Raw genomic sequence first — 25,021 nt, forward strand, 5'->3', positions numbered from 1 at the left:
TTATCTGTTCCCCCTTAGTAATGTCAAGTCTTGTGCCAAGACGTTCCTGGCTGTAGTATTGTCGGTTGAGCCCGCTCAGGCCATAAAGCTCATCATAAAAAGTTATATCATTTATAATGCTTTCACAAAATATAGCTTAGATTTGATATCTTTGACACTCAGGCGAAACCTTTACCTAGATGAAACGATCTCTTCTGCTGGCGCTGTACTTGCTGCTGTTCCATCTTGCTTTTACAAGTCAGGGGCAGCAGTACAAGCATATACCACTTGATTCGGAAGCTGGCCTGACTGTACACAAGAAAGCTCCGGATCCAGAGCTTCATCTTAATTTTCCCAATTTAAATAAAATACCTTACTATCACGAGCCCAGGAAACTTGCAGCCATACAAAAGTTAGAGAAACGCAAGCGCTATGCCCAAGTGCTGCCGCTGTTGAGGCAGTACGTAAAAAACTTTGGCATCCAGAATTTTTACAAAGACACCCACCTGCTCTGGCGCCTGGGCCAACTCTACGAGAAGAGTGGAGACCAGGAAAGGGCAATAGCCTTGTATCGTCTTGTACTGAAGCACCACCGCAGCGATGTGCGCAAAGTTGTTTCTCACTACGACTCACTGGAGCAGAACACCAAGGATTATTATGTTCCACTCAACTACTACTATGAGCTGGTGGAATACCGTAAATCCATTGCTACGTTTCAGCCACCAAGAGGCGTGTACATTAACATGGGCAACGCCCTCAACTCTGCCTACGCAGACTATGGACCTACACTCAGCGATGAAAACGAGATGTTTATATACACCTCCAAGCGCAACGTTAACTATCTGGGAATGGAGAACAAGGTTAACGAGGATTTGTTCTACAGCAAACAGAACAATGGCTACTGGGAAGAGGCCAAGTCTTTTGGAAAACCTATCAACAGCCAGTACAACGAAGGCTCTGCCCGCCTGAGCCGCGACGGTAAGACGCTATACTTTGCCCGCTGTGAATCGCCAGACGGCATGGGCAACTGCGACCTCTATACGGCCTCTTTGCAGGACGATGGCACCTGGGGCCAGATAAAGAACTTAGGACCTAATGTTAACTCTAAAGCATGGGATTCCCACCCAACGCTCTCTGCAAACGAGGATACGCTCTACTTCGCCTCTGACCGCCTCGGCGGCTTTGGTTTGTCAGACATCTATTATACCTATAAAACAAAAGGAGGCAATTGGGCGAAAGCAAAGAACCTGGGGCCTGTGGTGAATACGCGCGAGAGCGAGGTAAGCCCCTTCTTCCACCCACTGTACCAGGTGCTGTATTTTTCCTCAAGGGGCCAACTCTATAACTTCGGGGACTTCGATATCTACAAAACCTATAAGGTAAAGGGGCACTGGCAGGAGCCCCGTAACATAGGGCCACTCGTAAACGGGCGGGGCAGCGAGTATTACTTTACCATTGATGCCGCTTCCAAGAACCTCTACTATGCCCGCTCCGAAGCCGACGATATAGACAACCTGGACCTGTACTCTTTTCCCTTACCAATGGAGGCGCATCCGCTTGCTGTTACCAAAGTAGTAGGCGTCCTTACTGATTCTGTTACCCGCAAACCGCTGTCTGGCATTGTCTCTATCATAGACCTGGAGCATGGCGTAGAGATTTCCTCAAAGTATATTCGGCCCGATGGCTCCTTTGAGTTCGATTTGATTGATAAATCCCGCTACATGATCCTGATCCAGAGCCCTGACTTTTTTACTATTGAGCGGGAGTTGTCGCTGGAGCAGGATACAGCTTTTCAGGTCATGACCACGGTGATTGACTATAGTGTGCCGATGGTGTTTCAGAACATTGAGTTTGAGCCGAACCAATCGAACATCAGTCTGGGAATGGAGCCGATACTTGACCAGGTGGCACTCTTCATGATTGACCACCCGACCTACAGGCTGGAGATTGCCGGCCACACCGACAGCTTTGGAGATGCGGACTTCAACCTCTCCCTCTCACAGGACAGAGCGGATGCCATCAAACGCTATATAGAGCGCAAAGTCAATATAGGCAGTGACCGCATTGATGCCATTGGCTACGGAAGCCGCAAGCCTTTACGCGAGGAGAAAACAGAGGAAGACAGGCGTTTGAACCGGCGGGTGGAGTTTACTATTATTAAGCCGAAGAAGGAGTTTTAGTATTTGTGTAGTTTACAAGAGCTACTACTCAAATTGGAAACCACTAATTGAGTGGATTGCTTTTCTTTGGACCATAAAAGCCTTCTCGTGCGCTTGAGTAACTTTAAGTGATTTCTCGTCTAAGCTGCCGTAGTTGCTGTTCATCCAGCGCTAGCTTACCTATTGTTTCATCTTATCTGTCTTAGCTCTCTAGGCCGAGGGGCCTCGTCTTCGGGCATCGCGCTGTGCAACTGAAGCTGCACTCGCGCTGCTCGTGCTGCCTCACTGCGTTCGTCACCGGAACATCTACAAGGCGCTTCACTTGAAAACTGGAATTACCTTTCCTCCGAGCCAGCAGAAAGCCTCTTCATGATGTAGTCACATGCGTATATAACGTATTTACATTTATTCCTTTTCCGATTTCCCCCCTGTACACCAAAATTAGATGTGCTGTATAGGCATGGTGCGTTAGGCGCACTGTGGTGTTGTTAGCTTTATGATAAAATTATCTCGCAACTCACTGAGCTTTTACATCCGTCAGCACGGAGTGAGACTGTTTCCAGTCTTTGGATTGAGCGCCTTGTAAATGTTGCGGTGCTGAGCGCAGCGAGGCAGCACGAGCAGCGCGAGTGCAGCTTCAGTTACACAGCGCGATGCCCGAAGACGAGGCCCCTCGGCCTAGAGAGCTAAGACAGATAAGATGAAACAGTAGGTGAGCTGGCACTGGAGAAGCCATAGCAACGGCAGCTTACTAGGCAGCTTACTACAGGAATATACTTAACTGATATTTTTGGTTTATGAGAAACGATATGAAAGCTAAGTTTCTCTACCTACCTTAAAAGTAAAAGAGGCTATGCAACCAAATGCATAGCCTCTTTTCACGTATTATATCAACTTAGAAAGCTACCTTTTTCGTTACATCACCCCGCTGCATCAGCACACTTTCTGTTGCACCTTTATAGTTCACGTTTACAATATTCATTTGGTCGGTGAACAGGTCTGTGAGGATGGCATTTTTCACGTAGAGCTGCGCCAACGTGCCTTTCTGCACAGGTACCTCTACATACATCCACACTACATCCACATCTTCTTCTGAGCCCAGGAGTTTCGCCTTCAATGGCTTGCCTTTCTCCACCTCAAAAGAAAGCTTATGCTGCAGATAATCCGCCATCTGCTTTTTAACTTCTTCAGAGCTGCTGCTATAGGTTATTTTAGTTTTAGCCTGGCGGGAGAGGGCGCTCTCCAGGTCATCCATAAACACCTTTACAGCCACCTCCAGGTTTTGTGTGCTCGGGTTATACTTTACGTCCGTTATACTGGCGTGATAATCGTGGGCGCTGGCTGGCTGCACTGCCAGAAATGCCACTAAAAGCAGCAGCAGGGAAAACACTTTATTTCTCATTAGTTCTTATTTGCCAGCGGGCAGGTCAGACAACACACGCTTGGCCATCGTAGGCATACTGTCGCTTACAATGCGCTGCACGTCGTTGATGTTGGATTGGTAAGGCACTTTCACCTTATTGCCTGACACCAGCTCGCCATTACTGTCATAGATCGAATAGTGAACCAAAAAATCGCGCTCATAGTTCTGTGCCGCTCTATCTAAACAGTTTTCATACACTGTTTTCACCTCAAACTGGTTAATGAAAACATAATAATCGATGCCGTACTGGCCATTGAAGTAGGAGAAAAAGTTCGGGTCCTTCACCTTCACCCCAAAGTGCTTGTCGGGGTCCTGCGCTATAGGCACTTCCTCGGGCTCATCTTTCAGCCCCATCTTTTCCTTCTGGCGTAACACCCAGGCTACGGCACCCTTCTCATCCTCCTTCACTACAGGCTGGTGGTTGTACCTGGACTGCTTGTTATCCTGGTAGGAATAGTTTAAAGATTTGTAGATACGGCTCAGTTCACTCACGCTGTCGCGGTACACGCCACCCAGCAAGTGGATGGTTTCATATCCCTGAGGGGCCAGCATAGCATTCAGCCTGCCACGGAACACATGGCGCACGTTCTGGCGCGGTATCTTTGACTGGCGTGCAATCTCGTAATCGGCATCAGAGAAGTACAGGTAAGGGTCGAATGGGATGACCAGGATACGGCTCTTGGATTTATGCTCCGACGGCTTTGGCGCAGGGGCCGCTGCCGCAGAAGTACTTTCCACGGTGCGAGTTGCAGCAGAAGCGCTTTTCTGAGAGGACACAGGCCTGGCAGCAGGTTTAGCAGCAACAGCGGTGGTATTTGCAACAGGCTTTGCCTGGCGGGCAAGGTATAGGGTCTGGCCTGTCTGCATTTTGTTGTTATTCCATTTCTGAAGCGAGTCCAGAGGAATGCCAAAGCGGCGCGAGAGGCTGTAGTAGGTGTCGCCCTGCTGCACCAGGTACACGCTATCGCCTGAAGCGGCCATAGCGTGCTGGTTTATCTTGAGCAGTTTTACGGCAGGTGCCGCTTCAACACAATTTAATGCAATTACTAAAAGGAATACTAAGCTTGTAAGGCTGTAAGCAAGGATGCTTTTCATTAGCGGAACTCTTGGTTAGAATATCAACTTGAACACATCGTTAAAGATAGCGAATGCCATTAAGCCTAACAAAATAACCATACCCACTTTTTGGGCGTTCTCTAAAAAGTTATCAGAGGGTTTGCGCCCGCTGATCATCTCATATGTTAAAAATACAACATGGCCACCGTCCAGGGCAGGAATCGGCAGGAAGTTCATAAAGGCCAGCACCATGGAAAGCATAGCCACAATAGACCAGAACTTATACCAGTTAAATGTATCCCCGAAAACCTGGGCTATTCCTATGGGGCCGCTAAGGGACTTGGAAGCCGAAACCTCACCACGGAATATTTTACCAAACCCTTTCAGGTTGGCAGTGATGACACCAAATGCCTGCTCAGTTCCCATCGGGATAGACTCACCTAGAGAATAATCGCGGGTGGCATACTGCAGCAATGGCACAGAATGAAACCCGATGGTACCGTCCTCGCTGACCTCTGTTTTCAGCTTGATAAGCTTCTGATTACGCTTCACCGTCATCGTTACTGCTTTGCCCTTGTTCTCCTGCATGGCCTGCTGGAATTCGTGGAAGAACTGGACATCTTCACCGTTCACTTTCGTGATGATGTCGCCTTCCTGTAATCCTGCTTTAGCAGCAGCACTGCCGGAAACAACATCGCCTACCTTGAACGGCGTGCGCGCCTGCACGAAGAACATGCGCTCTTCTTTATCTGCCAGGCGGTCCATCATGTCTACCGGCACTTTTATATCTACCAGCTGGCCGTTGCGCTCCACGGTGTAATAAGAGTTGGTGCCGAGCAGGGCATCCATTGAGTATACATCGTTGAATTTCTCAAGCTCTTTGCCATTAACGGCCACCACTTTGTCGCCTGTCTGAAAGCCGATGTCCTTGCCAATCTCATTTGCTACAACGCCATACCGTGCCTCAGAAGCGGGAAGGTAGCTTTCGCCGTAGTTATAGGTAAGGGCAATGTATATAACGATACCCGTGATAACGTTCACAATAATACCGCCCATCATCACAATCAGTCGCTGCCAGGCTGGCTTGGCTCTGAACTCCCACGGCTTCGGCTCTTCTTTCAGGGCTTCTGTGTCCATGGATTCATCTACCATACCCGATATCTTCACAAAGCCTCCCAAGGGAATCAGGCCCAGCATATACTCTGTCTCGCCAAACTTTTTGCCGAAAATTTTCGGAGGAAAGCCAATAGCATACTTTTCTACCCGCATTCCAAACCACTTGGCAGCCAGCATGTGTCCTAACTCATGTAGCCCTACCAGTATCGTCAGGCCCAGTATGAGCTGGCCTACCATTACAATTACATCCATCTAAAAAGAAAAATAAATACTTTTTTGGTTTGGCCTATGCCGCTATAGCAACAGGCCGGAAATAAAACTTGTTTATGAATTTTTACTTTATGAGCTCGGCAGAAATTATTCTTGCCTCATTATCTGTCTTAACATAGTCCTCATAAGAAGGATTCGCAATATACGCAACTTTTGCCAGACAGCTTTCGATGACATCTGACATTTGCAGGAACCCTACCTTATCGCGCAGAAAAGCACTGACAGCCACCTCGTTAGCTGCATTAAGGATACAGGGCATATTACCCCCTTTCTCCATCGCATCAAAGGCCAGTTGCAGGTTACGGAATGTCTTCAGGTCCGGCTGCTCAAAGGTTAGTTGCGGATAATCCATGAAGCTAAATCTCGGAAAATCTGACTTCAGGCGCTGCGGATAGCCCAGTGCATACTGTATCGGCAGTTTCATATCGGGCAGGCCAAGTTGCGCTTTAATAGAACCATCCTCAAACTGCACCAGCGAGTGGACAATGGACTGCGGATGCACCACCACTTCTATCTGCTCGTTGCGCAGGTCAAATAGCCACTTTGCCTCAATCACCTCCAGCCCTTTGTTCATCAGCGAAGCAGAGTCGATGGTGATTTTAGCCCCCATCTCCCAGTTAGGGTGCTTCAGCGCCTGTGCCTTCGTTACCTGCTCCAGTTCTTCCGTACTGCGTCCTCTAAACGGTCCGCCTGAGGCAGTCAGTATGATCTTCTCAATCGGGTTGTGGAATTCTCCTGCCAGGCACTGAAAAATAGCGCTGTGCTCTGAATCTACCGGGTAAATGTTTACCCCATACTCCTTCGCCAAGCCTGTTACCAGTTGCCCTGCCACTACCAGCGTCTCTTTGTTAGCCAAGGCAATTTGCTTGCCAGCTTTTATGGCCCTGATGGTCGGCTGTAAACCAGCGTAACCAACCATCGCCGTCAGCACCATGTCCACGGTACCCATTTCCACTACCGAACACAAGGCATTGGTTCCGGCATACACCTTTATGTCCTCGTGCTGTAGGGCGTCCCTCACCTGGTTGTAGAGGTCTTCCCGGGCAATAACAATTGCATTAGGTTTAAATTCTAATGCCTGCTGCACCAGCAGGTCTGCATTGCTGTGCGCGGTCAGCACTTCCAGCTCAAAGCTTTCAGGGTTGGCTTTTATCACATCCAGCGCCTGCGTGCCAATGGAACCGGTGGAGCCTAGTATGGCGATTCTCTTCATTCAATTACGAATTACGAATTACGAATTACGAATTAGATTTCCCGTCCAGCTTCGCTTTACCCGTAATGATGATACTGTTTAGTATTTTAATAATCTCTTCACAATCTGCATATATACTCGGGAAATACGTTCCTGCGATGTAGCCCGTATCATGCAACAATCTAATCTAAGCCAATAGCTACTTTCTCTCGCTTCTTTTCTGGCTATGCTCATTTTATGTATAAAATCAATGGCAGACTGCCCCGCTACAGCTTCCTCTATATTCGCTCCGATAGAGGTACCACTCCTCAGCACCTGCTTTGCCAGCACATACTCCTGCTATTCCTTTTTTTAAATACTCATAAAGCTTCACAACACGAATAGCAAAGGCATAAGACTAATCTACTATTACATTTTCTATCATTTGTGATTCCTAATCAGGAATTCGTAATTGCCAGCAGACCATCCGCCAGTTGGCGGTCGTTGCTGAGTCTGGGAACCTTATTTTGTCCGCCCAGTTTGCCCTGCGACTTCATGTACTCACGGAAAGTGCCCGGCGGCAGCGGCGTAATTTTAAGATGCTTCAGAATGTTGCCTTTAATCAGATCGTAATAGTAAGAGTTCAGCTTTTGCAGTTGCTCATCCAGTTCTTCTGCGAAAGCATCCATATTATGTGGTGCGCGGGCAAACTCTACCAGCCACTCGTGATACGACTGTCCGTGGCTCTGGCTTACATAAGGAGCCACTGTGAATTCAATAAGCTCCACATTACTGAACTTCGCCATCGTAAGCTTCATCGCCTTCTCCACCTCCTCGCCTATTACGTGCTCGCCAAAAGCAGAGATAAAATGCTTAATGCGGCCGCTTACAATCAACTTATAAGGCTTTACAGAGGTGAATTTCACTGTATCGCCTATAGAATAGCCCCACAGGCCGGCATTGCTGCTGATAACAAGGGCATAGTTTACTCCAACTTCTACCTCCCCGATTGTGAGGCGGGTCGGGTTCTCTTTGAAGTATTCCTCCGTTGGGATAAACTCATAGAAGATACCAGAATCCAGCAAGAGCAGGAGGCCGCTGTCGCCCTGCTTATCCTGGTAAGCGAAGAAGCCCTCTGAGGCCGGAAAAAGCTCTATAGAATCTACCTGCTTGCCCACAGACTCAAACAGCTTTTTGCGATAAGGCTCAAAATTTACGCCTCCGTAAACGAAAAGCTGGAAGTTCGGAAAGATGTCTTTGATTTGCTTCCCAGTCTGGCGCATCAGCTTATCGAAGTACATCTGCACCCACGGCGGAATACCCGAGATGAGCGTCATGTTCTGATCAATGGTCTCCTCGATTATCTGGTCCAGCTTTGTTTCCCAGTCTTCAATGCAATTGGTGTCGTAGCTTGGCAGTTGGTTGGTGCGCAGGTAGCCCGGCACATGGTGGTTGGCTATTCCTGATAATCGGCCAGTGTGTATGCCTCCCACTTCTTCCAATATGGGGCTGCCTGAGAGAAAAATCAGTTTGCCATCCAGGAACTGCGATTGGCCTGTTTCATATACATAAGCCAACAGCGCGTCGCGGGCACCATTTATGTGGTTCGATATAGAATCCTGGGAAATGGGAATATACTTGGTGCCCGAGGTGGTGCCAGAGGTTTTAGCCAGGTACAGCGGCTTTCCAGGCCAGAGCACATCCTTCTCCCCTTGCTTTACCTGCGCTATATAGTCCTTCAGGCCCTCATAATCACGCACAGGCACCGCTTTCACAAAATCAGCATGCGACTTTATGCTGGCGAAACCATGATCTCGGCCAAAGCGGGTGGGCTGCGCCTTTTTCAGGATATGCTTGAAAATTGTCTGCTGTGCCTCCACTGGGTTATCAATCCAGTTTTGGTGCTTCCTGTGCATATAAGCAGCCAGCGGCTTGCTCAATAATGCTTTTACACCCATACAATTCCTTTTGATGTGTGGTAAAGATAAATAGTTAAAGCGGCATTGCCATACCCCGGCAGGAAGTTAGAAAGATTAAGTAAAGAGGCACGCAAAACACAACATTGCAAAAAGGCGCTGTTAGTTGAAAGGCCGGGCCGCCACCTGTTAAAAGCAACAGTCCCATTAGCCGCAGCACTGCCTTATTTGTCAGTTTGCTCCACTTTCCATAGGTTTCTTTCTAAAAGAGCAAAACCTCATGCTCTGGTTTAAGTTTATAGGAAGAACCTGTTTCTGTTTCTATCCTTATCGGGGAACGACGCCGAACCAGGCTATAGAACCACTTAAACCATAAAACAAAAAGACAATGAAAAAACACAGAGCAGAAGCAAGATGGAACAAAGGCCTGAAAGAAGGGAATGGCGAAGTAAAATCAGGGAATGGCGCCGTGCAAGCGAAGTACACCTATGCCTCCCGCTTCGGGGACAGCACCAGCGGTACCTCGCCAGAAGAACTGATAGGCGCCGCGCATGCGGGTTGTTTTTCCATGTTTCTGAGTGCCCTGATGGAAGGCGAGAAGCTGTCGCCGGAGTATGTGGAAACAAAAGCAACCGTATACCTGGGCGAAAAAGACGGTGGCCCACTGATCCAGAAAATAGAACTGACAACCGAGGCGAAAGCAGGAGGCCTGGACAATGACAAGTTCCAGGAACTGGTGCAGAAAGCGAAAGCTGGCTGCCCTGTATCAAAAGCGCTGGCGGCTGTTCCGGAGATCACAGTGCAGGCAACACTTAAAGAATAAAGTATTATATTGCGTGTAGGCGATACTGAAGCCGCTTATGTTTCACCTTAACCCCTTTCTATGGCAGCATCTGGCAGTAGTGCTCGGTCTTCCCTTATTGTACAGCTTAGCCCGACACGCAGTGCTAAGCTATCTTTTACGGTACAGCTTGTCCTTGCACTCTTCTGGATAGCCTGGGCGTCTGTGTTGCTTTTGTCTCAAAACCCAACCAACGACCAGAACTACTTTTACTATGCCTTCTTTGGGCTGGCGATTGTTTTCCTGGGATATGTGGTGCTGCAGAACACGTCTGTATTTGGTGTGCAGTCTTATATTGAGGTAACGCGGCAGTATATCGTTCAGAAGTTCGGGGTGTTCAGGACAAAGCACATTATTCCGATTCCAGAGATCAGCGCGGTGCATATTTCGCCGCTCGCGCTTCGCATCACACTGAAAGATGACTCTAAAGTATACTTAGATCTGAAGCAGGTGCGCAAGAAAAAAGACCTAGAGAAGATAAAAACCAAGATTCGGGATTTAGGGATAGAGCACAACTTTTCGTTAACAGAAACGGCCAACTACACCACATAACCTGCACAAAAAGAACATAAAAAAGGCCGGGGCTACACATCTGTGTAGCCCCGGCCTTTTTTATGTTGCTTAAGTTTCTTATTTGTTAGCCTGCTTTGGATTTAAACTTCTTCTGAAGCTCCTGTATGCTTACTTTAAACTTCTTGTCTGTATCTATAAGGTCCGACACGGTTTGCACCGAGTGAATAACCGTACTGTGGTCGCGGCCACCGAAGTGATAGCCAATGGACTTCAGGGAATGGCTGGTAAATTCTTTTGCGAAGTACATAGCCACCTGTCGCGCCGTCACAATCTCTTTCTTGCGGGTTTTGGCTTTCAGCGAGTCCAGGCTTACCTGGAAGTATTCAGCCACTGTTTTTTGGATGAAGTCGAGGTTTACCTCGGTCTCTACATCCTCTATAATATGCTTCAGGGCCTGCTTGGCAAGCTCCAGGTCAATCTCTTTGCGGTTGAGGGAAGATTGTGCGATAAGTGAAATCAGCACGCCTTCCAACTCACGCACGTTCGTGTCCACGCTGTAAGCCAAGTATTCTACCACGTTATCCGGAATATCAATGCCATCGCTCTGCATCTTCTTCTGGATAATGGCCATACGTGTCTCGAAGTCAGGGCTCTGCAGGTCGGCTGTCAGGCCCCACTTAAAGCGGGATAACAGGCGCTCTTCCAGGCCTTTCAGGTCGCGTGGCGGACAGTCTGAAGTCATCACAATCTGTTTGCCGGACTGGTGTAGGTGGTTGAAGATGTGGAAGAACATCTCCTGTGTTTTGTCTTTCCCGCTCAAAAACTGCACATCGTCTATTATCAGGATATCTACCAGCAGGTAAAAGTTAGCGAAGTCCTGCACATTGTTCGTTCTTACCGACTCGATGAACTGGTTCACGAACTTCTCAGACGACACATACAGCACAAACTTATTCGGATCGCTGTTTTTGATGTGGTTCCCAATGGCCTGCACCAGGTGCGTTTTTCCGAGTCCTACCCCACCGTATACCATCAGCGGGTTAAAAGAAGTGGTGCCCGGTTTGTTAGCCACGGCAAAACCAGCCGAACGGGCCAGGCGGTTACAGTCTCCCTCTATGTAATTCTCGAAGTTATAAGCTGAGTTCAGCTGCGAGTTCAGGAAGTTCCGGTCTATGGTCTTAGACTCGAAAGGGCTTTTGATAAAGTTTTGCTCCGGCCTGTAAGAGTTAACAACAGCCTGTGGTATTTTCTTTGTGGGGATATTAACAGTCTGTGGCTTATTTGCTTCGTTGCCACGGTCTATGATAATGGAATACTCCAGGCGGCCTTCGCTGCCCAGTTCCTGATAGATGACCTTCTTTAAAAGCTGCACATAATGCTCCTCCAGCCATTCATAAAAGAATTGGCTAGGCACTTGTATCGTCAGTACACTCTCCCGCAGCGATATAGGCTTAATCGGCTCAAACCAGGTTTTAAAACTCTGTTCGCCAATATTTTCCTTTATCACCTGCAGGCAGTTACTCCATACAGTCGAACAGTCTTTGATCATCCAGTTTTCCAAAACACATAAGTTTCGTTTGAGTGAAACAAACCTCTCCTTAGAGGCAGGGGGGTTACAAATTTGATTAAATATCTGTAAACAAAAAATTATTTTTTTACGAAGTTGTTACAGGTGTGTTAACCGGCAAAGCCGCCGTTCTCACATCCACTTTCTTCTTCGATTTTCGGTTAAAAGAGAAATCAACACGGCCTAAGAACAATCCGGACCAGCCTACCTGATTCACCAGCGTCTCATGGCCGCTCTCATGTCGCACTACATCAGGTTGTTCAAGGAAAGTATGCGTATGCGCACCTAAGATCAGGTCGATACCTTCCACTTGCTTCGCGAGCTTAAGGTCGTCAATTTTTTCTTCTCTGTAACTATACCCTAAGTGTGAAAGGCAAATAATTAAGTTACACTTTTGTGTCCCGCGCAACTCCTGCACCATCTCGCGCGCCACAGCCACCGGGTCCTGGTAAACAGTTTCACCGAAATTATTCTTGCCTACCAGGCCTTCCAACTCAATTCCAAGTCCGAATACCCCCGCGCGCACTCCCTGTTTTTCAAAAACTTTATAGGGCTGAAAGCGGCCCTTCAAAATAGTGTCTGAAAAATCATAATTGGCGGTGATAAACGGAAAGGTGGCATTCGGCAGCTGGCGCTCCAGCCCTTTCAGGCCATTATCAAAATCGTGGTTGCCGAGGGTGGCGGCATCATACTTCATTTCGCTCATTAGCTTAAATTCCAGCTCTCCGTTAAAGAAGTTGAAGTAAGGCGTGCCCTGCCAGATATCACCAGAATCGAGGAGCAGCACGTTCGGCTCTTCCTTTCGGATCTTTTCAACCAAAGTAGCACGACGTGCCATGCCACCCATACCGCCGAACTTCCGGCCATCGTCCGGAAAAGGGTCGATGCGTGAGTGCTGGTCGTTGGTGTGCAGAATGGTGAGGTTGATGTTTTGCGCCGCCTCCGCAGAAAACGGAAATCCTAATAAAGTAACACCAGCCGCCCCAAGTGCTGTGTTTTTGAGAAAATCTCTTCTGTTAATCATGTCTTTGTACTTATGGGAGGATGGTTACACGCATGGTTGTGTCGGCCCCTATTGCCTGGCCCTTTGCTGTAAGCTGCCGGATTTGCTGCATAATAGCATCCCGCATCATAATACCTACTTTCTCCGACTTCAACGCTTTCTTGAACACCCCCAGGTTATCGCCACCACCTGCCAGGTAGTCGGAGGTAACAATTGTGTAGTTTTGGCTGAGGTTTAGTGGCTCGCCACCAATCTTAATATCAATTGCCTTGCCATTCTGAACAGTGTAGGTGGCATTTGCGATGGGCGCATAGCGCGCCTCGGCGGCCATATCGAAAAACTCCTTCACCGTATTTCCATCCAGCGTCAGCACCACCAGTTCGTTTTCAAAAGGCATCAGCTCGAAAATGGTCCCCACTTTAACAGCACCCATCGGAACAGGCACGCGCAAACCTCCGTTGGTGGTGGTAGCCATATCTATCCGGCCCTTGTAAAGGCTCCTGGCCTGCTCCAGCATCAGGTCTACCACAAAATTACCCAGCGGCGACTGATAGTCTGCTTTGCCTAAAGCTACCGGGGCATTACCGATAATTTCCTCCATCTTTGCTGTTACCTGCTCCCGGTAAGGTGCAATCTGTGCCTCAAGCTGCGGATCAGCGGTAATGGATTTATCTACAGGTACATCGGTCTCCTCCAGTGCGGGCGAGGCTACCCAGGTGCGCTGGCAGGAGGCAAGGCTCAGGATCAGCAGCAAAGCGCCAATGGTTTTTGAAAAATAGCGGGTCATGTATGCTTTCTGAAAATGTACTCAAAGTTATCAGCCTCTGCAACACTTACCAAACGCAGTAGGTTCGGCTTTACAGTTTAGTAACTGCCCATGTGGCTAATGTGCATGATTATGCAGGTACTTATGAATACCTGGCATTTTACTTCATTGCTGTATAGAACCAAGAAAGGCAGCATTAAATGCTGCCTTTCTTGGTTTATTTTAATTGACATGGATCAAAAGCCCCAGCGGGACGACCTGTAGTTAATTATTAATCCGATTAAGCTTTAGCTCCAGAGGAGCAGCCTATCTGCTTTACATCACAGGCCGCTCTTCTGGAGCTAATTTGCTTTTACAACTATCAGAGTATTAACAGGTCGTCCCGCTGAGACTTAAATTGAATTTAAGCTTGCGTAGCATCAGCTTTACTGGCCTGTGCTGTTTTTGCTTTTTCCTTTTTCTTCCATGTAATTCAGCGTTAGCGCTGTCAGTGCTTTTACGCCCAATTTCATACCGCTTTCATCAATGAAGAAGTCGGGAGTGTGGTGTGGTGCCGCCGTTGCAGGGTCTTTCCCTTTAGGCATACCACCCACAAACACGTATAATCCCGGAATTTTCTCCTGAAAGAAGGCAAAGTCCTCTGCGCCGGTTACGGCCTTGCTCAAGATCACGTTCTCACTCCCTGCCACCGATTGCAGCGTAGGCAGCATTCTTTGCGTCAGGGCAGGATCGTTGTAGGTAACCGGCGTTTGCGGAATAATGGTCACTTCGGCAACTGCTCCGGCACTTTCAGCAATTTTGGTAGCCGTTAGCTTTACCTTCTCATGTATCTTTTGCTGCATCTCGGTGTTCAGCGCCCGGATAGTACCTTCCAACTGCACCTCTTCCGGTATAATGTTGTTGCGCACCCCACCGTGAATCATGCCTACCGTCACCACAGCAGCTTCCTCAGGCAATTCTGTCTGGCGGCTGATGATGGTTTGCAGGCCATTGATGATTTGTGCCGACGTAACAATAGGATCAACACCGTTCCACGGATAAGCGCCGTGTACCTGCTTCCCCTTTACTTTGATCTTAAATACATCGGCACTGGCCATAGTGCCCCCCGGTTTGTACCTGATCTTACCCACCTCCGTCTGGGAGTTGATGTGCAGACCAAAAATAACTTCCGGCTTCGGCCCTTTCTCCAGCACGCCTTCTTTTACCATCAGGTTTGCTCCTCCCTCCTCACCTTCCGGCACACCCTCTTCGGCTGGCTGGAAGATAAACTTTACGGTTCCTTTCAAATCCTGCTTCATACTGGAAAGTATCTCGGCAGCACCTAACAGCATAGCGATATGAGTGTCGTGCCCACAGGCGTGCATCACCCCTACTTCCTGCCCGTTATAGATTCCTTTGGCCTTGGAGGCGAAGGGCACATCAGTGCGCTCTGTCACAGGCAAACCGTCAATATCTGCCCGCAGCGCCACGACTGGCCCGGGTTTGCCGCCTTTCAGAATGCCTACCACGCCTGTATGCGCCACACCTGTTTCTACTTCTATGCCAAATTTCTTCAGCTGCGCAGCAATTTTAGCAGCCGTTTCTTTTTCATGGTTTCCCAGTTCCGGGTGAGCATGAAAGTCACGGCGCCACTCAATCACCTTCGGCTCCACTTTATCAGCCATGCTGTTTGCTTTCGCTACCAGCTTGCTATCCTGTGCCATAGCGGGTGCAGCCATCAGCCCCAGCCCCACTGCTGCCAGCAGGGTACGCTTGCTCCAATTATTATTCCTGATCATTCTTTTTTGTTTGGGTGAAGGTTTGAAGATACTGATTTTTCTGTTTTATGATACAAGGCTTCGCCTGCCACTGTGCTAACCACCTCAGCAATCGGCAGGTTCAATGGGATAGCACAATTTCAGAAAATGTGACAGAAACAAGAGGTACAAGAGTATGGTGCTGAAGTAAAAGCTGAATCTACTGTTATTGCCTGGCGCCGGAATCTATCCGGTGCCAGACAACAATTTTTTAACTCTCTAACTCACAACCTCTCTAACTTTTTAAAGCTCCTGACTTTCTAACTAACGCCCTTTCCCGTACAAGCAAACATGCTTCGAAAATGGAAAGAACTCGTCCGGAAACTAAAGGAGGATATATTTACCCTGTACCTCGCTTCCAAAGACCCGCGCATACCCTTTGCGGCGAAGGTTGTGATGGTGATTACGGTGGCCTATGCCTTCAGCCCCATCGATTTGATTCCTGATTTCATTCCGCTGCTGGGCTACCTCGACGACCTGCTGATCCTACCGCTTGGCATCTGGCTATCCATCAGGTTAGTACCCCAACGCCTGCTGGACCATTACCGGCAGATAGCAAAGGAGCAGATGCACCAGCGGAAGCCTAACTATGTGATGGCAGCCGTTATCATAATAATCTGGCTGCTGATTGGCTACTGGATGTACCAGGCCTACATGGACCAAATCGATTAAGAACTTGGCCTTTTCTGTACTACAGACGCACATTTACTTCGTAAAGTAAAAAGTCTATCTTTACAACACACATGAACGAAAGCAACATGACCGACGAGCAGCAGCATGCACAGCGGCTTTTCCCCGAGTTTGAGCCTGTAACGGCTACGGACTGGGAGCAGAAAGCCCGGAAAGACCTGCGCGACACACCCCTTGAAAGCCTGACCTGGCACACCTACGAAGGAATTGATGTAAAGCCATACTATGCAGCAGAAGACATTGCCGGCTTGCCTTTTGTGCGGCAGAAGCCAGGAAACTTTCCATTCATGCGTGGCAATAAGACAGGTGATAACAGCTGGCTGAACATACAAAAAATAAAGGCGGAAGGTCATGGCCGTTCAGCAGTTGATAAAGCCGCCGATGCATTGCAGCGTGGGGCAGACGGCATTCACTTTGTGATACAGGAATCTGAAACATTCAGCATCGCCTACCTGGCGGAGCAAATTGAACTCAGCAGGCATAGTGTCAGCTATACCCTGCAGAAGCGGCCTGAGAGCTTTCTGAAAGGGCTATATGCTGCACTCAAGGAAAAACAGGTATCGCACCGCAACCTGCACGGCTTTGTGCACTTCGACCCAATGACGGGCAAAGGCTCACTGACGCATGACGAGAATCAAAGCATTATACAGGTGCTTGAGTTGACCAAAGACAGCAGCGATTTCTACGGCATTACCGTATCCGGCACCAACTTCAGCAGCATTGGTGCTTCCGTCACACAGGAAATAGCCTATACCATCAGTGCCGCAGTAGCTTATGTAGACAGGCTGACAAAAGCCGGGGAACAACTTTCATCTGTGCTGCGCAACATGCAGTTCAGTATGGCTTCGGGCACTAACTTTTTCTTTGAGGTTGTAAAGCTGCGAGCCCTTCGCCTGCTTTGGGCGGCCGTAGTGGAGGCTTACCAGGCAGAACCTGCTTTTGCAGGCAAACTGCGCATACACAGCAGCACCTCCAGCTGGTACCAGACTACTCTGGACCCTTACGTGAACATGCTGCGGGTGACTACAGAGGCTATGGCGTCGGTAATGGCCGGCTGTGACTCCCTGACAGTGGAGCCATTCGACAGTACCTTTGAGAAGCCCAGCGAATTTTCTGAGCGAATCGCCCGCAATGTGTCTATCATCCTGAAGGAGGAGGCTTATTTAGACAAGGCGATTGACCCTGCCGCTGGTTCTTACTACCTCGAGTCACTGACAAATGAACTGGTTAGCAATGCATGGGCCCTGTTCAGGAATGTAGAAGCGCAGGGAGGTTTTGAGGCTGCGTATGACAAAGGATTTATACTGGGCAGCATCACAGAAGTGAGCCGCAAGAAGTTTCGGAATATAGCCACGGGCCACGACGTGCTGGTGGGCACCAATAAATACCCGAACCCAAAGGAGAAGATTGATTTCGACCCGGAAGCCCTTATCCAGAGCGCCGACTTTGACACTACCCGTGCCGCTTACCCCACCGAGGTAATGCGAATGGCCACAGAGCTGCACCTGCGCAAACGCAAGCGGCGCCCGAAAGCGGTTGTGGCTGTTATCGGGCAGGCGGTGCAGCGCCACGTGAACGCTACTTTTGCACACGAGTTCTTCAGTTGTGCCGGCTTCGACACCACAGTAGAACAGTTCGACTCTGTAGAGAATGCCGCTGACAGGCTGACGCATGCCGCAGCCGAGGTGGTGGTGGTTTCCGCATCTGAGAAAGTTTTCGTGAACGAGTTCGGACCGAGGTTGCGCAACCACCATGCAAAGCCAACCATTATCCTGGCTGATGACCCGGAGCAAATGAAAGAGGAAATGATAGCCAACGGGTATGATGAGTTTATATTTGAGGGTTGCGATACGTCCACCATCATGGAACTGATTCATAATAAGCTTCATGAAGCAGAGGACGATGAAAATGCCTGACGCCGAAAAAAGCGAGGCCGTACAGGCAGTAAAGCAGGCACTTGAGGGTCAGGTGCAAGCCTGGAACACCGGTGACCTCGAAAAAGCCATGACATATTACTGGAACTCTCCTGACATGCTCTGGATAAGCAAAACAGGCGTTGAGAAAGGATACCAGGAAGTGCTGGACATGTTCCGGACTGATTTTGCTGATTCAAGCCAGATGGGTACCTATACCTACGAGCCGCACTATATAGAAGCACTGTCACCCGAAGCCGTATACTACGTTTTCCAGTGGAAAATTGAAAAAGACGGCACCCGTTTGATGGGCGGAGTTTCCTCCCAATTGTGGAAAAAGAAAAACGACCGCTGGATTGTTACCTCGGAGCATGCTAGTTGATTTCGTTATTTTTTATTCGTAAAAAATCATGAGAGAGGATGTAAGCCTATAGATGAGCTAAATCTTGTGTCTTATGTCTACTATCTAATGTCTAAATATGAAGCCAGACTTTTCTAAAATAGATATCAACAAGGTAGCCGCTGCAAATAAAGGCCCTAAGGCTGCGGCCGCGGCAAAACCCTGGAAAACACCCGAGCACATAAATGTAAAGAGCTTTTATACGGCAGAGGATGCACAGGCTTTTGAGCATACTGGCTTCGCCGCTGGTTTGCCACCCTACCTGCGTGGCCCTTACAGCACCATGTATGTGCAAAGGCCTTGGACCATCCGCCAATATGCCGGCTTCTCTACTGCAGAGGAATCCAATGCCTTCTATCGCCGCAACCTGGCAGGTGGCCAGAAAGGCTTGTCGGTTGCTTTTGACCTGGCCACACACCGCGGCTACGATTCCGACCACCCACGTGTGGAAGGTGACGTTGGCAAAGCCGGTGTAGCCATCGACTCGGTGGAGGATATGAAAATTCTCTTCGACCAGATTCCGCTGGATAAGATGTCGGTGTCGATGACCATGAACGGAGCTGTGCTCCCAATTATGGCCTTTTACATTGTAGCAGCTGAAGAGCAGGGTGTAAAGCCGGAGCAGTTGAGCGGCACCATTCAGAATGATATCCTGAAGGAGTTCATGGTGCGCAATACCTACATATATCCGCCGGAGCCAAGCATGAAAATCATTGCCGATATTTTCGAGTTTTCGTCCAGGAACATGCCGCGCTTCAACTCTATCTCTATCTCAGGCTACCACATGCAGGAAGCCGGGGCCACCGCCGATATTGAATTGGCCTATACCCTGGCTGATGGTTTGGAATATGTACGTACGGGCCTGAAAGCAGGAATGGATATTGATGATTTTGCGCCGCGACTTTCTTTCTTCTGGGCAATCGGCATGAACCACTTTATGGAGATTGCCAAGATGCGCGCTGCCCGTATGCTTTGGGCCAAAATCATAAAGCAGTTCAACCCAAAGAACCCGAAATCGCTGGTGCTGCGCACTCACTGCCAGACCTCCGGCTGGAGTCTCACAGAGCAAGACCCGTTCAACAACGTAACCCGCACCTGTGTGGAAGCCCTGGCCGCTGCCTTAGGTGGCACCCAGAGCCTGCACACAAATGCACTGGACGAGGCCATCGCTTTGCCAACCGACTTCTCAGCCCGCATTGCCCGTAACACGCAAATTTATCTGCAGCAGGAAACCAACATCACCAAAGTAGTAGACCCTTGGGGTGGCTCGTATTACGTGGAGGCCCTGACACACGAACTGGCACACAAGGCGTGGGCACTTATACAGGAGGTGGAGGAATTAGGCGGTATGGCAAAAGCCATTGAAACTGGCTTGCCGAAGATGCGCATCGAAGAAGCCGCTGCCCGCAAACAGGCGCGTATTGATGCAGGTAAGGATGTGATTGTAGGAGTGAACAAGTACAGGCCGGACCAAATTCAGGAAATTGATATTCTGGACATCGATAATACGGCCGTACGGGAATCCCAACTGCGCCGCCTGGCAGACGTGAGAGCTTCTCGTGATGAAGGCAGCGTGCTGAATGCATTGCAGGCCTTGACAGATGCTGCAGGTTCCGGTGTGGGCAACCTGCTGGAACTAGCCGTGGAGGCCGCCCGCCGCCGCGCCACCTTGGGCGAAATCTCAGATGCCCTTGAAAAAGTATATGGCAGACATAAAGCAACCATCAGAGCAATATCAGGCGTGTATTCCGCAGAATTATCCGATGACGAAAACTTCGAACAAGCCAAGGCCTTAGCCGACAAGTTCGAGGAACTGGAGGGCCGTCGCCCCCGCATTATGGTCGCCAAAATGGGCCAGGACGGCCACGACCGCGGCTCCAAAGTTATTGCCACCTCCTTTGCCGATCTCGGCTTCGACGTGGACATAGGACCGCTGTTCCAGACGCCAGCCGAAGTAGCCATGCAAGCCGCTGAAAACGACGTGCACGTAGTGGGTGTCTCCTCGCTGGCAGCCGGCCACAAAACGCTGGTGCCCCAACTCATAGAAGAACTCCGCAAACTGGACCGCGAAGATATCATGGTCATCGTAGGCGGCGTAATCCCAGCCCAGGATTATGACTTCCTATTCAAGGCGGGTGCAGCAGGCGTGTTCGGCCCCGGCACAATTATCTCAGTAGCCGCACAGAATATATTGGAGAAGTTGATAAAGCAGGTGGAGGGGTAGATTTCTTCATTTATGAATCAAAAGAAAGAGCAGTCAGTTGAAATAAACATATTGGCAGCTCTTTCTTTTCCCTGGTGCGGGACTAAGTCCCATGTCTTGTGATAAAAGCGAGTCTGTGACTCGCGAGAATAAACCTGACCTATGCGAGTCACAGACTCGCTTCTATTATGAGACACGGAAGTAACTTCCGCGCCAGAGTTTTCCTTATTGAAGACTTGTGGAAACAATATGTATCGTTTGCTCGTGCAATTCTTCATGAGCAACAAGTATAAGGCCAGAGCCCCAGATGAGTTTTACTTTATTACCATATCTGTTGTGCAATGGGCAGATGTCTTTACAAGGCGGGAGTATAGTGAAATCGTATGCGATAGTTTAGCTTATTGTCAGCAAGAGAAAAACCTGACGCTTTACGCCTGGTGCATCATGACTAATCACATGCACCTCATTTGCTCCTCTCCTACGTTGCCGGATATCATCAGAGACTTTAAGAAATATACTTCAAAAAAGCTTATCAAGTCAATTCAAACTAATCTACAGGAAAGCAGAAAAGGCTGGTTACTCTGGTTGTTCAAATATGCAGGAGAGGCTAGCGCAAAAAACGAGGACTATAAGTTCTGGCAAACAGGCTATCACCCAGTTCTACTCCACAACAACATGCTAATGGAACAGAAGCTAAATTACCTGCACAATAATCCTGTAACTGCGGGCTTTGTGGAAGAACCAGAACATTGGCATTATAGCAGTGCAAAAGACTATTCAGGCAATGTTGGCAGACTCTCCATAACATTCATAGAATAAACTTACCCCACTTGCTGGCGCCGAAGTCACTTCCGTGCCTCTAGATAAAGGCGAGTCTGTGACTCGTATAAGTCAGATTCTTTCACGCGAGTCACAGACTCGCCTTTCATTTACAAGTCACAGGACAGAGTCCTGCGCCAGAAATGTATAACATCAAATGAAACTAAAACAAATCCTCATTGCTCTTTCCGTCCTCCTCGTCCTCTGGTTTATCTATGACTCCTTTTCGCAACCGGGTCCGCAGGATCTAGCGGGTGATTTCAAAGAAGTGGCGATGTACCGGAACGAAAACAACACCGGTCCCATCGCCAGGGTATATGCCGTAACAGTCACAGATACGCTGTGGGAGGAGATGCAGGCATATGGCGACTACATGCCACATACCAAGTATGGCAGCACCAAAGTTTACTTTTTTCTGAAGGACAAGCCGGCGCCAAAAGAGGTTTTTCCCGGAGAGCCAAACTTTGCACAGGAGTTTCAGCAAAACAATGTGGCAGTATATGAGAAGGATGCTATGAGCCAAGTATCGTTCAGGAAGCACCCGTTCCGGCAGTAGCATCCACAAATTTTAACCCGGGCAAGCACCTCTTCACCGATAAAACCTAACAAGGTGCAAAACGTTTGAAAGATACTGTCTTGCCGGGAGGTAAAAGTATCCAGCTTTGGCCTCTTAAAAGAAGGATGGCGAGAACAGATAGTTGTTTAAGAGTTTAGAACCTTTTAATAGCAAGACGATGAATAGAAATAAAGCCTCCATCTTAGCAGCACTGTTCCTGAGCAGTAGTTTTCTCCTGGCCTCCTGCGGTGGTGAACCTGAAGGTGAGCATTTGCCACCTGAGGCAACACAGGGAGATTACCTGGGGCATGACGACCTGGATACCACTGACACCGCCAATGACACCACTCTTACGGACTCAACACAGCTTGTTCAATAAACTAAAAGGATTGCATCGCCTTGATTTACAAGCCGTAGCCTAAAAGCTACTTTTCCAGAGGCAGGACATCATAGCATAAAACACTTTTTATAAAGCAGGCTTCCTGTTTGTACCGTTATTCAAAAGCTTATTTAAAAAAATTGCACCGTTTGATGCCTGCTATTGAGTATAACTACCGACTCTTCTCATAAAAATCAGTACTAGTACGCTTACCGTTGCTATTCTTAAAAACGTACAATAGCATCATAAGTAACCTTTAAGCTAGAAAACAATGAAAAAAATATGGATATCAATGGCGGCAACTGTGTTTATGGGCACATCCGTCATGTTAACTTCATGTGGGGGAAACAACGGAGACATGCCTCCTGAAACAACACAGGGAGAAACGCAGGAAACAGGTGTGGAAGATCCAGTAAGTCCAATGGGAACAACAACGGGTGACACAGTTGGAACAGAGGCTGGTACGACCGCAGGAACAACTACTACCGGTACAACTGCTGGAACCACTACAACTGGCACAACTACCGGAACCACTGCAGGAGGAACCACTGGAACAACAGGTGGGGCAACTACTGGAACGACAACACAATAATAGAAGTCTTTTTAAAATAGCTATTCATGAAAAAGGGCAGGCATTCGCTTGCCTTTTTTCATGCAAATTACCCCTCCTCTATAACCTGACTAGCGACAAGATGCCCCCTCTCACTTTTGCTGATTTTCCAATACAAACCATACCCTGCAAGAAAAGCGGATGATACAGCACTACGGTGCTCAAGTTGTTCGGACTTTCTTTGCTTCCGGCAATTAGTTGTCTCTCATCCGGCTTCTTCCGTAAGAAAATAGTGCCAACTATGAGAGACAAAATGAAGCAAAGAATACATCGCAGCACCACCTTTAAAACACTTCTTTTCCTTTTTTCCTTTATTTATCTGACGCTGCCACTGCAGGCGCAGGAGTTGTATAAGCCATCAGAACAACTGGGCGAACTGTTTGAGCAGGTACAACTACAAAGTGTATTCCCTGACTCCAAGACCTTTCCAGATGCTACTCCACTTGTTCCACCAGAGAAGATTTTACAGGCATACCGGGAGCAGAAAGACCAGGCAGGTTTTGATTTAAAGGCTTTTGTGCTGAAGAACTTTGAAATGCCACCACTGCCTGCCACTGACTTCAGGTCTGATACCAGCCTTACGGTTATTCAGCATATAGAGCAGCTGTGGCCCATACTTACGCGGCAGCCGGGTGCAGACGCAGGTTCTCTTATTCCGCTTCCCAATGCCTACGTGGTGCCGGGTGGCCGCTTCCGTGAAATTTATTACTGGGACAGCTTCTTCACCATGCTTGGTCTGCAGGCCAGCGGGGAAACGCAGCTTATCCAGAACATGGTAGACAATTTCACGCACCTCATCAACACAACAGGCCATATTCCGAACGGCAACCGCACCTATTACCTGAGGCGCTCACAGCCGCCTTTCTATGCGTTGATGCTGCGTGTGCTGGCACAGCAAAAAGGAAAAGAAGTACTTACAACCTATGCGCCTGCCCTAAAAAAGGAATATGATTTCTGGATGGAAGGAGCCAGCACATTGAGCGCAGCCAACCCTGCGCACCGCCGGGTGGTGCGCCTGCCAGACGGCAGCATCCTGAACCGCTACTGGGACGACAACCCTAAGCCAAGGCCGGAGTCGTACCTCGAAGACGTAAAGCTGGCACAGGAGTCCGGCAGAAATCCTGAAGAGCTGTACCGCCACATCAGGGCAGCGGCAGAATCAGGCTGGGACTTCAGCAGCCGCTGGTTTTCTGACGCCAGCAACCTGGAGAGCATCCATACTACCGATATTATACCTGTTGACCTAAACGCACTGCTCTTCCATACTGAAATGACGCTGGCACAGATGGCGGAGCTGCAGGGAAACAAAGCTGAGGCAAAGCAGTACGAGCAGAAAGCCAAAGACCGGCGGAAGGCACTGCTGAAGTATACCTGGAACGAGGACGATGACTTTTTCTACGACTATGACTTTATAAAAGGCGCTACCACCAATATTCCCTCTCTGGCGGCAGTTTTCCCCCTATACTTCTGCATGGCCAAAAAGAAGCAGGCGGCAGCAGTTGCTCAGAAAATTGAGGCTGATTTCCTGAAGCCAGGGGGTGTAGTGACTACGTTGAACCGCACTGGGCAACAGTGGGATGCTCCAAACGGCTGGGCACCGCTGCAATGGATGACCATTCAAGCGCTCCGCAACTACAAACACAACAGGCTCGCAGACAACGTTGCCCGCAACTGGACAGCACGTAACATAGAGGTATACCATCAGACTGGCAAGCTGGTAGAAAAATACGGTTGTGGTCTAGAATGTGTGATGGTTTCGGTAATAGAAAATTAGCTTCATTGCATTGTCATGATTCTGCTCTTTTTTCGAGAAGCAGGCTGTTTTTCTGACTATCCTCCTGTTCCTGGTCCTCAGGCAGAGGTTCACCCCCTCAA

22 protein-coding genes and 1 pseudogene are annotated in these 25,021 nt (G+C 48.8%); 12 read left to right on the forward strand and 11 right to left on the reverse strand.

The features are described 5' to 3' along the window. Window positions 1-179: 179 nt before the first annotated feature. Window positions 180-2,159 (forward strand): OmpA family protein, encoded by a 1,980-nt coding sequence (locus tag ACFS7Z_RS19475; protein WP_377488155.1) that lies wholly within the window; start codon window positions 180-182, stop codon window positions 2,157-2,159. 874 nt (window positions 2,160-3,033) lie between these two features. Here the strand turns inward: ACFS7Z_RS19475 and ACFS7Z_RS19480 are convergent. From ACFS7Z_RS19480 to ACFS7Z_RS19505, 6 genes are all read right to left on the reverse strand, one after another. Continuing rightward, window positions 3,034-3,540, reverse strand: a complete 507-nt coding sequence (locus ACFS7Z_RS19480; RefSeq protein WP_377488158.1) for a DUF6702 family protein — start codon at window positions 3,538-3,540, stop codon at window positions 3,034-3,036. Between the two features lie 6 nt (window positions 3,541-3,546). Beyond that, window positions 3,547-4,656, reverse strand: coding sequence for a LysM peptidoglycan-binding domain-containing protein (locus ACFS7Z_RS19485; RefSeq protein WP_377488161.1), 1,110 nt, complete (start codon window positions 4,654-4,656; stop codon window positions 3,547-3,549). A gap of 15 nt (window positions 4,657-4,671) precedes the next feature. Continuing rightward, window positions 4,672-5,985, reverse strand: coding sequence for an RIP metalloprotease RseP (gene rseP / locus ACFS7Z_RS19490; RefSeq protein ID WP_377488164.1), 1,314 nt, complete (start codon window positions 5,983-5,985; stop codon window positions 4,672-4,674). 82 nt (window positions 5,986-6,067) lie between these two features. Then, window positions 6,068-7,216, reverse strand: a complete 1,149-nt coding sequence (locus ACFS7Z_RS19495; protein WP_377488167.1) for a 1-deoxy-D-xylulose-5-phosphate reductoisomerase — start codon at window positions 7,214-7,216, stop codon at window positions 6,068-6,070. Window positions 7,217-7,294: 78 nt separating this feature from the next. Continuing rightward, window positions 7,295-7,525 (reverse strand): four helix bundle protein, encoded by a 231-nt coding sequence (locus ACFS7Z_RS19500; protein ID WP_377488170.1) that lies wholly within the window; start codon window positions 7,523-7,525, stop codon window positions 7,295-7,297. Between the two features lie 107 nt (window positions 7,526-7,632). Beyond that, the gene (locus ACFS7Z_RS19505; protein WP_377488173.1) at window positions 7,633-9,132 is read right to left on the reverse strand and encodes a GH3 auxin-responsive promoter family protein; all 1,500 of its coding nucleotides are present in this window, start codon (window positions 9,130-9,132) and stop codon (window positions 7,633-7,635) included. A gap of 346 nt (window positions 9,133-9,478) precedes the next feature. Here ACFS7Z_RS19505 and ACFS7Z_RS19510 point away from each other — a divergent pair, with 346 nt between their 5' ends. Together ACFS7Z_RS19510 and ACFS7Z_RS19515 are read left to right on the forward strand one after the other, a co-directional pair. Then, window positions 9,479-9,913, forward strand: a complete 435-nt coding sequence (locus ACFS7Z_RS19510; RefSeq protein ID WP_377488176.1) for an OsmC family peroxiredoxin — start codon at window positions 9,479-9,481, stop codon at window positions 9,911-9,913. 60 nt (window positions 9,914-9,973) lie between these two features. Beyond that, complete coding sequence (locus ACFS7Z_RS19515; protein ID WP_377488179.1) at window positions 9,974-10,483, forward strand: hypothetical protein; 510 nt, start codon at window positions 9,974-9,976, stop codon at window positions 10,481-10,483. An 85-nt stretch (window positions 10,484-10,568) separates the two neighbouring features. Here the strand turns inward: ACFS7Z_RS19515 and dnaA are convergent, their stop codons facing one another. The 4 genes from dnaA to ACFS7Z_RS19535 form a co-directional block, all read right to left on the reverse strand. Then, window positions 10,569-11,993 (reverse strand): chromosomal replication initiator protein DnaA, encoded by a 1,425-nt coding sequence (dnaA, locus tag ACFS7Z_RS19520; RefSeq protein WP_345163038.1) that lies wholly within the window; start codon window positions 11,991-11,993, stop codon window positions 10,569-10,571. A 106-nt stretch (window positions 11,994-12,099) separates the two neighbouring features. Further along, window positions 12,100-13,032, reverse strand: coding sequence for a bifunctional metallophosphatase/5'-nucleotidase (locus ACFS7Z_RS19525; protein ID WP_377488217.1), 933 nt, complete (start codon window positions 13,030-13,032; stop codon window positions 12,100-12,102). A gap of 13 nt (window positions 13,033-13,045) precedes the next feature. Beyond that, complete coding sequence (locus ACFS7Z_RS19530; RefSeq protein ID WP_377488183.1) at window positions 13,046-13,801, reverse strand: 5'-nucleotidase C-terminal domain-containing protein; 756 nt, start codon at window positions 13,799-13,801, stop codon at window positions 13,046-13,048. 404 nt (window positions 13,802-14,205) lie between these two features. Next, on the reverse strand, window positions 14,206-15,558 hold the full coding sequence (locus ACFS7Z_RS19535; protein WP_377488186.1) for an amidohydrolase: 1,353 nt from the start codon (window positions 15,556-15,558) through the stop codon (window positions 14,206-14,208). A gap of 309 nt (window positions 15,559-15,867) precedes the next feature. Between ACFS7Z_RS19535 and ACFS7Z_RS19540 the strand changes: the two genes are divergently transcribed. From ACFS7Z_RS19540 to treF, 9 genes are all read left to right on the forward strand, one after another. Then, window positions 15,868-16,248 carry a YkvA family protein gene (locus tag ACFS7Z_RS19540; protein WP_377488189.1) on the forward strand — a complete coding sequence of 127 codons (381 nt, stop codon included), beginning with the start codon at window positions 15,868-15,870 and terminating at the stop codon, window positions 16,246-16,248. A 71-nt stretch (window positions 16,249-16,319) separates the two neighbouring features. Further along, window positions 16,320-18,182 (forward strand): methylmalonyl-CoA mutase family protein, encoded by a 1,863-nt coding sequence (locus ACFS7Z_RS19545; protein WP_377488192.1) that lies wholly within the window; start codon window positions 16,320-16,322, stop codon window positions 18,180-18,182. Next, window positions 18,175-18,561, forward strand: a complete 387-nt coding sequence (locus ACFS7Z_RS19550) for a YybH family protein (RefSeq protein ID WP_377488195.1) — start codon at window positions 18,175-18,177, stop codon at window positions 18,559-18,561. Before ACFS7Z_RS19545 ends, ACFS7Z_RS19550 begins: the two co-directional genes overlap by 8 nt. A 97-nt stretch (window positions 18,562-18,658) precedes the next feature. Next, window positions 18,659-20,803, forward strand: a complete 2,145-nt coding sequence (gene scpA / locus ACFS7Z_RS19555; RefSeq protein ID WP_377488198.1) for a methylmalonyl-CoA mutase — start codon at window positions 18,659-18,661, stop codon at window positions 20,801-20,803. A 255-nt stretch (window positions 20,804-21,058) separates the two neighbouring features. Then, the gene (locus ACFS7Z_RS19560; RefSeq protein ID WP_449301464.1) at window positions 21,059-21,601 is read left to right on the forward strand and encodes an REP-associated tyrosine transposase; all 543 of its coding nucleotides are present in this window, start codon (window positions 21,059-21,061) and stop codon (window positions 21,599-21,601) included. Between the two features lie 157 nt (window positions 21,602-21,758). Next, window positions 21,759-22,157, forward strand: coding sequence for a hypothetical protein (locus tag ACFS7Z_RS19565; RefSeq protein WP_377488204.1), 399 nt, complete (start codon window positions 21,759-21,761; stop codon window positions 22,155-22,157). Window positions 22,158-22,335: 178 nt separating this feature from the next. Next, on the forward strand, window positions 22,336-22,536 hold the full coding sequence (locus ACFS7Z_RS19570) for a hypothetical protein (protein ID WP_377488207.1): 201 nt from the start codon (window positions 22,336-22,338) through the stop codon (window positions 22,534-22,536). 271 nt (window positions 22,537-22,807) lie between these two features. After that, window positions 22,808-23,128, forward strand: a complete 321-nt coding sequence (locus tag ACFS7Z_RS19575; protein ID WP_377488210.1) for a hypothetical protein — start codon at window positions 22,808-22,810, stop codon at window positions 23,126-23,128. Between the two features lie 271 nt (window positions 23,129-23,399). Then, a complete protein-coding gene (gene treF, locus ACFS7Z_RS19580) occupies window positions 23,400-24,920 on the forward strand; it encodes an alpha,alpha-trehalase TreF (RefSeq protein ID WP_377488213.1) in 1,521 nt (506 codons plus the stop codon). Here treF and ACFS7Z_RS27435 read toward each other — a convergent pair. After that, window positions 24,885-25,021: pseudogene (locus tag ACFS7Z_RS27435) on the reverse strand (IS1 family transposase); the annotation flags it as partial. The gene treF and the pseudogene ACFS7Z_RS27435 overlap by 36 nt on opposite strands.

It is taken from the genome of Pontibacter toksunensis, from assembly GCF_042686245.1.
Classification (GTDB): domain Bacteria; phylum Bacteroidota; class Bacteroidia; order Cytophagales; family Hymenobacteraceae; genus Pontibacter; species Pontibacter toksunensis.

Coding starts and splice junctions, on each gene's coding strand:
- ACFS7Z_RS19505 (WP_377488173.1), bottom strand. CDS start 9,132: ATGGGTGTAAAAGCATTATTGAGCAAGCCGCTGGCTGCTTATATGCAC.
- ACFS7Z_RS19495 (WP_377488167.1), bottom strand. CDS start 7,216: ATGAAGAGAATCGCCATACTAGGCTCCACCGGTTCCATTGGCACGCAG.
- ACFS7Z_RS19475 (WP_377488155.1), top strand. CDS start 180: ATGAAACGATCTCTTCTGCTGGCGCTGTACTTGCTGCTGTTCCATCTT.
- ACFS7Z_RS19565 (WP_377488204.1), top strand. CDS start 21,759: ATGAAACTAAAACAAATCCTCATTGCTCTTTCCGTCCTCCTCGTCCTC.
- ACFS7Z_RS19540 (WP_377488189.1), top strand. CDS start 15,868: ATGCTTCGAAAATGGAAAGAACTCGTCCGGAAACTAAAGGAGGATATA.
- ACFS7Z_RS19560 (WP_449301464.1), top strand. CDS start 21,059: ATGAGCAACAAGTATAAGGCCAGAGCCCCAGATGAGTTTTACTTTATT.
- ACFS7Z_RS19515 (WP_377488179.1), top strand. CDS start 9,974: ATGGCAGCATCTGGCAGTAGTGCTCGGTCTTCCCTTATTGTACAGCTT.
- ACFS7Z_RS19550 (WP_377488195.1), top strand. CDS start 18,175: ATGCCTGACGCCGAAAAAAGCGAGGCCGTACAGGCAGTAAAGCAGGCA.
- ACFS7Z_RS19535 (WP_377488186.1), bottom strand. CDS start 15,558: ATGATCAGGAATAATAATTGGAGCAAGCGTACCCTGCTGGCAGCAGTG.
- ACFS7Z_RS19545 (WP_377488192.1), top strand. CDS start 16,320: ATGAACGAAAGCAACATGACCGACGAGCAGCAGCATGCACAGCGGCTT.
- ACFS7Z_RS19485 (WP_377488161.1), bottom strand. CDS start 4,656: ATGAAAAGCATCCTTGCTTACAGCCTTACAAGCTTAGTATTCCTTTTA.
- ACFS7Z_RS19480 (WP_377488158.1), bottom strand. CDS start 3,540: ATGAGAAATAAAGTGTTTTCCCTGCTGCTGCTTTTAGTGGCATTTCTG.
- treF (WP_377488213.1), top strand. CDS start 23,400: ATGAAGCAAAGAATACATCGCAGCACCACCTTTAAAACACTTCTTTTC.
- ACFS7Z_RS19530 (WP_377488183.1), bottom strand. CDS start 13,801: ATGACCCGCTATTTTTCAAAAACCATTGGCGCTTTGCTGCTGATCCTG.
- scpA (WP_377488198.1), top strand. CDS start 18,659: ATGAAGCCAGACTTTTCTAAAATAGATATCAACAAGGTAGCCGCTGCA.
- ACFS7Z_RS19575 (WP_377488210.1), top strand. CDS start 22,808: ATGAAAAAAATATGGATATCAATGGCGGCAACTGTGTTTATGGGCACA.
- ACFS7Z_RS19510 (WP_377488176.1), top strand. CDS start 9,479: ATGAAAAAACACAGAGCAGAAGCAAGATGGAACAAAGGCCTGAAAGAA.
- dnaA (WP_345163038.1), bottom strand. CDS start 11,993: ATGATCAAAGACTGTTCGACTGTATGGAGTAACTGCCTGCAGGTGATA.
- ACFS7Z_RS19570 (WP_377488207.1), top strand. CDS start 22,336: ATGAATAGAAATAAAGCCTCCATCTTAGCAGCACTGTTCCTGAGCAGT.
- rseP (WP_377488164.1), bottom strand. CDS start 5,985: ATGGATGTAATTGTAATGGTAGGCCAGCTCATACTGGGCCTGACGATA.